Below are 5,937 nucleotides of genomic sequence, written 5' to 3' on the forward strand. Positions count from 1 at the left end.
TCGCGGCAATTGCCATGCCAAGCCTGGCCGCAGCCCAGGCGACAACGCCTTCGGCCGCGACGATCGAGCGGAAGCTCGAGGCGGCGCCGCGGGTGAAATTGCGGCCGAACGAGCGCGTCACCATCCGCGAATTCAAGCGGCGCCCGGATTTGCGCCGCATGGCCCGCTCGATCGATATCCAGTCGATCAACTTCGCCTTCGGTTCGGCGGCTATTGCCAACTCGCAATACGACAAGATCGAGACCATTGCCGACGCGCTGCGGCGCATCCTGCGCCGCGATCGCGGCGCCCGCGTGCTGATCGAGGGCCACACCGACGCCGTCGGCTCCTTCCAGTCGAATCAGGCTCTGTCCGAACAGCGCGCCGCTTCGCTCAAGCGCACATTGGTGCGCGAATTCGGCGTGCCGGGTCATGCTCTCGAGACAGTCGGCTATGGCGAAGAGTTTTTGCTGGTGCAGACGCAGAACGAAAACTGGCAGAATCGCCGGGTGACACTGCGCCGCTTCGACGATTTCATCCGTTGAGCCGCAGCTCTGAATTTTAGTTAGCCGGCGCCTTCGACGGGACTTGATGAGAGCCGGTCGCCGACGGGCGACCGGCTCTTCGATATCTGGCAGGAATCGGGTGGCGGCGAGAGTTCAAAGGGATAATTTCCGGTAGACCACACCGGAGATTTTCCATGACCATCCAGTTCAAAGCTTTGCCGACCGAAGGTGTCAGGACGCTGCAGCGCGGCGGGATCGATGCTTATGGTCAAATGCCCGAGCGAAAGATCTCCGACGGTGACGGCATGCCTTGCCGGCATTGCTTGAAGAACATCGCCGCCGGCGATGCCTATCTTGTTCTGGCGTACCGGCCATTCCCGCAGCTTCAGCCCTATGCTGAAACGGGGTCCGATCTTCCTGCATGGCGAGGAATGCGACCGCGCTGCCGAGAGCGAGGCGCTGCCCGAGATTCTCGAAAGCCCCGACTACATCGTGCGCGGCTATGGCAGGGATGATCGCATCGTCTATGGCAGCGGCGGCGTCATCCCGACCACGGCAATTGCTGCACGGGCCGAGACGCTGTTCGAACGCGACGAGATCGCCTACGTCCATGTCCGTTCGGCGCGCAACAATTGCTACCAGTGCCGCATCGAGCGCGCTTGAGGCTGAGACTAGCCGCTGGAAACAGTTGTCGTACTGCCGTCGCATATGCGCGATAGAAAGCCATTGTCGATCGATTTGCCGACCGCGGATGAACCGGCGGTAAATCTCGACATCGAGGAAGCGGGGCTTTGGCTCCGCTTTTTTGTTGCCTGCGTTTGGCGCGGAAAGATTCGAGCAATAAAAAAAGCCCGCCGGCATGGCCGACGGGCTGCAACTGTTTGGCTGGAGGGCCTTTTAGTTGAACTTGTACTTCGCGCCGAGACGCACGGTGTGGAAAGAGGAAGTCGAGGTAAGGGTGTCGTCGGGTGCGCCGAATTCCGAAGAAAAGTCCTTCTCGGCGAACTGCGAATAGCGATATTCGAGGCCAACGGTGACATTGCTGGACAGAGCCGTTTCAAGGCCGCCACCAACCGAGAAACCGCTGGAACCCCAGTCGAGAATGTCGCCGATCGGGTCGGAAGCGTTCAGATCGAAATGCTGCCAGCTGTAGCCGGCAAGCGCATAGGCAAGGGTCGATTCGTTCATCTTCATGCCGACGCGGCCCAACACATCGAACCCATAGTCTGTATCGACGTTGATCGATCCGCCGCCGAGCTCCAGTTCGGAAGTCATGCCGGAGTAGCGTGCATCGACCATGACGCCTGCGACCCAGCTGCCGAAGTCATGATCGTAGCCGACGTTCAGTTCACCAAAGGCCCCTTCGCCACCCAGACCATTGAATTCCAGGCCGCCGAGCGGCGGAACGTTGATCTGATGCACGGACGCACCGGCACCACCAGCGCCGCCGATATAGAATCCGGTCCAGTTGTAGGCTGGCGTCTCGAATGCAGCGCCGCCGCCGTTCTGGGCACCGAACCGGTAATTGGCTGCGATCTGGAAAGTATGGCGCGAGGTGTCAAGATTCAGGAGACCGTCCGGAACCCCGACAATGCCAGCCTCGGAAAGAAGATCGTCCTTGGTCCCGAAGCCCGTATAGCGATACTCAGTCTTGATCGTCCAATTGCTGTTGATGGCCGTTTCGATGCCACCTCCGACAAAATACCCGCTCTGATCCCAATCAAAGTCGAAGCCGGCGTTCGTATCGAGCTTGTACTTCTGCCAGGAATAGCCACCCAGCACGTAGCCCAGAGTGTTCGGCGTCAAGAGGTAGCCGAGACGCAGGCCAGCGTCGAAACCGTAGGTTTCCTTGATCGAAGCGTCGAACCCCGTAATGTCCAGCGTGGTCTTGATGTTGCCCACGTGAGCGTCCAGCAGACCGCCGATGAGGAACCGGGGCGAGACCATATAGTCATAGCCAACCGTCAGCTCACCATAGACGCCTTCGCCACCAATGCCGTTCAGCGAGATTGGAATAAAATCGCTGCCGAGCTCGTGTACGTTGGCACCGGCACCGACGCCAAAACCAACGTAGAGGCCGCTCCAGTTAAAGCCGGCAGCTTCTTCTACCGGCTGCACGACGTCTGCTGCATGAGCAGCAGACATCAAAGCCACAGCAGAAACAGCACCAAGAAGAAAAGATTTCGCGGATGTGCGAATGAACATATGCCCGTACCCCAATGAGTAAACCCAGAATGTCTCTAGCAGGGAGTCGGCCGGTACGGGAATGACAAATATGCAACAATGATGAGCAAAGTGCCGTTGCGTCACATCTTTCGACGCCATGCTTTGCCTGAAAAACAGGCTCGCAAGAAAAAACCCGCCGGCATGGAACCGGCGGGCTGGATTGAAAGGGGCTGTTCTCGCGAAATCAGGCGGCGAGAACGGCTTTCGGCTCGACCAGTTCGTAGCCGAGCGCCTCGGCGACTGCCCGGTTGGTGATCTTGCCTTTATGGACATTGAGGCCGTTGCGCAGGTGATGATCGTCGACCAGCGCCTTGAGGCCCTTGTCGGCAAGCTGCAGGCCATAGTGCAGCGTCGCGTTGTTGAGCGCGTGGGCCGAAGTGACCGGCACGGCACCGGGCATGTTGGCGACGCAATAGTGGATGACGCCGTCGACCTCATAGGTCGGCTCGGCATGAGTGGTGGCGTGCGAGGTCTCGAAGCAGCCGCCCTGGTCGATGGCGACGTCGACCAGCACCGAGCCTTTCTTCATGCCCGACAGCATTTCGCGCGAAACCAGTTTTGGCGCCGCGGCACCCGGGATCAGCACCGCGCCGACGACGATGTCGGCTGAAAAACACTCTTCTTCCAGCGCCTCGACAGTCGAGTAACGGGTGTGGACGCGGCCGGCGAAGAGGTCGTCGAGCTGGCGCAGGCGCGGGATCGAGCGGTCGATGATGGTGACGTCGGCGCCAAGGCCGGCCGCCATCCTGGCCGCGTGCAGGCCGACGACGCCACCGCCGAGCACGGTGACCTTACCGGGCAGCACGCCGGGCACGCCGCCGAGTAGCACGCCGCGGCCGCCATTGGCCTTCTGCAGCGCCGTGGCGCCGGCCTGGATCGACAGGCGTCCGGCAACTTCCGACATCGGCGCCAGCAACGGCAGGCCGCCACGGTCGTCGGTCACGGTCTCGTAGGCGATTGCCGTCACGCCGGACGCAAGCAGGCCCTTGGTCTGCTCCGGATCCGGAGCAAGGTGAAGGTAGGTGTACAGGATCTGGCCTTCGCGAAGCTGCGCCCATTCGCTGGGCTGCGGCTCCTTGACCTTGACGATCATGTCCGACCTGGCGAACACCTCGGCGGCCGTCTTGGCAATCGTGGCGCCGGCGGCGCGATAGGCGTTGTCATCGGCGCCGATGCCGGCACCGGCCCCGGTCTCAACCAGCACTTCGTGGCCATGGGCGACATATTCGCGGACCGAGCCGGGGGTGAGGCCGACGCGGTATTCGTGGTTCTTGATTTCCTTGGGGCAGCCGACGCGCATTTTCTTCTCCTGATCCGGCCCTTTGGGCTCGTTCCCTGTATGGATGGAGTGAACCACGAATCGTTGCGCAGGTGTTTGCGAATGCGCTTGCGCTAACCGGCAGGTTTCGATAATCGTTGCGCGAAATAGCTGGATATTCGCAGGATTCACGAAAAATGCGGCTCGACAGGATTGATATCGCCATTCTCGAGGCTTTGCAGAAGGATGGCAGGATACCCAATGCGGCACTGGCCGAGAAGGTCGGCCTGTCGCAGTCGGCCTGTTCGCGCCGGCTCGACAATCTGGAGAAATCCGGAACCATCCGCGGCTATCATGCCCGGCTTTCCAATGCAGCACTCGGCCACCAGATGACGGCGATCGTGCACATATCGCTGTCGGGACAGTTCGAGAAGACGCTTTCGGATTTCGAGGCGGCGATCAAACGCTGCCCGAACGTGCTGTCCTGTCACCTGATGTCGGGCGAGTACGACTACATCCTGCGGATCGCGGCGAAGGATCTCGTCGACTATGAGCGCATCCACAAGGAATGGCTGTCGGCGATGCCGCATGTGACCAAAATCAATTCGTCCTTTGCGCTACGCGAAATCGTCGACAGGACCGCCATGGGCATGAAGCCGGAAATGGCCTAGGCCTCCGTTACCACCCGATCCATCGGGATATCGTGCGGCTGCGGGTAGATGGTCGCGATGCGTTGCAGCTCGTAGCCGACGCCGATGACCAGCGGCTTGAACGGCATCGCTGCCAGCGTGCGGTCGAAGAAGCCGCCGCCATAACCCAGGCGGTAGTTCTGGGGATCGATGCCGACGATCGGCGAGATGACGATGTCCGGCAGCACCGGATCGCCCTCGGCCGGGATCGGGATGTTCCAGACACCTTTCTCCAGCCGGTCGCCCGCTTTGTAGGCGCGGAAGATCAGCGGGTGCCCCTTGTCGATGACGATGGGCAGGGCGGTGCGGCCGCCGCGTTCGTTTATGGACGCCATCCAAGGCCGCAAATCCGGCTCGCCGCGAAACGGCCAGTAAAGACTGACCATGCGCCCGGCGATCTCGCCGATGATCGCGTCGAGGCCATCGGCGATGCGTTGCGACATTACCGTTCGGGCGTCAGCGGAAACCGCCAGCCGGGCAGCGATCAGGCGCTCGCGCTCGGCCTTGCGCCAGCGCCTGACGTCGGTCCAGTCGCTCGAAGGCGCACGGAATTCCAGATCGAGCTCGTGCATGAAACAGGGCGGCGAAGAATACTGCGCCGGAGCATCGTCGTCACGATCGTTGGCCATGCCTCACCTCATCGCGTGTTCGATGACGCTATACCTCGCGATACGATACAACATGTGCATTCACGACATGCAACGACGAGTCTTGGTCACTGCCTATCTGTTGTTGCATTGCACAAAAATACCTACATCCAGGACAGCCAATCTTGCCATCGGGGTGAACGAAATGAATGAAGCCAGGCATCATGTCGTCGTTGTCGGCGCGGGTTTCGGCGGTCTCGAGTTCACCCGTGCACTTGCTGGCGCTCCCGTGCGCATCACCATGATCGACAAGCGCAACCATCACCTCTTCCAGCCGCTGCTCTATCAGGTGGCGACGACGGCGCTGGCCACCTCCGAGGTTGCCTGGCCGATCCGCCACCTCCTGCGCAAGCGCAAGGATGTGACGACGCTCCTCGCCAATGTCACCGGTGTCGACCGCGCCGGCAAGCGCGTGCTGCTCGATGACGGCAGCGCGGTCGCCTACGACACGCTGGTGCTCGCCACCGGTGCCCGCCACGCCTATTTCGGCCACGACGAATGGGAGCCTTTCGCCCCGGGCCTGAAGACGCTGGAGGACGCCACCAGCATTCGGAGGCGAATTCTCCTGGCCTTCGAGCAGGCCGAGCGGGAGACCGATCCGGCCAAACGCCGGGCGTTGCTGACCATTGCGG

General features: G+C 61.3%; 5 protein-coding genes and 2 pseudogenes (1 of these 7 cut by a window edge). 4 read left to right on the forward strand and 3 right to left on the reverse strand.

The window, feature by feature from the left end; translation table 11 throughout:
* Positions 1 to 524, forward strand: a pseudogene (locus EOB59_RS31160) (OmpA family protein) (it extends 43 nt beyond the left edge of the window).
* Positions 525 to 679: 155 nt separating this feature from the next.
* A pseudogene (locus EOB59_RS31165) lies at positions 680 to 1,148 on the forward strand (DUF1203 domain-containing protein).
* A 234-nt stretch (positions 1,149 to 1,382) separates the two neighbouring features.
* On the opposite strand, the gene EOB59_RS31170 reads toward EOB59_RS31165, so the two are convergent.
* Complete coding sequence (locus tag EOB59_RS31170) at positions 1,383 to 2,690, reverse strand: outer membrane beta-barrel protein (RefSeq protein ID WP_128290021.1); 1,308 nt, start codon at positions 2,688 to 2,690, stop codon at positions 1,383 to 1,385.
* Between the two features lie 205 nt (positions 2,691 to 2,895).
* Positions 2,896 to 4,011, reverse strand: a complete 1,116-nt coding sequence (gene ald, locus EOB59_RS31175) for an alanine dehydrogenase (RefSeq protein ID WP_023812057.1) — start codon at positions 4,009 to 4,011, stop codon at positions 2,896 to 2,898.
* Between the two features lie 155 nt (positions 4,012 to 4,166).
* Here ald and EOB59_RS31180 point away from each other — a divergent pair, with 155 nt between their 5' ends.
* Positions 4,167 to 4,640 (forward strand): Lrp/AsnC family transcriptional regulator, encoded by a 474-nt coding sequence (locus EOB59_RS31180; RefSeq protein ID WP_127269076.1) that lies wholly within the window; start codon positions 4,167 to 4,169, stop codon positions 4,638 to 4,640.
* On the opposite strand, the gene EOB59_RS31185 is transcribed toward EOB59_RS31180, so the two are convergent.
* The gene (locus tag EOB59_RS31185; RefSeq protein ID WP_128290022.1) at positions 4,637 to 5,287 is read right to left on the reverse strand and encodes a 5-formyltetrahydrofolate cyclo-ligase; all 651 of its coding nucleotides are present in this window, start codon (positions 5,285 to 5,287) and stop codon (positions 4,637 to 4,639) included. The two genes, EOB59_RS31180 and EOB59_RS31185, sit on opposite strands and share 4 nt — an antisense overlap.
* Positions 5,288 to 5,450: 163 nt before the next feature.
* On the opposite strand from EOB59_RS31185, the gene EOB59_RS31190 reads away from it, so the two are divergent.
* On the forward strand, positions 5,451 to 5,937 hold a 487-nt coding region (locus EOB59_RS31190; protein ID WP_164777502.1), incomplete at its 3' end, for an FAD-dependent oxidoreductase.

The sequence above is a fragment of the Mesorhizobium sp. M7A.F.Ca.MR.176.00.0.0 genome (genome assembly GCF_004023165.1).
Taxonomy (GTDB): domain Bacteria; phylum Pseudomonadota; class Alphaproteobacteria; order Rhizobiales; family Rhizobiaceae; genus Mesorhizobium.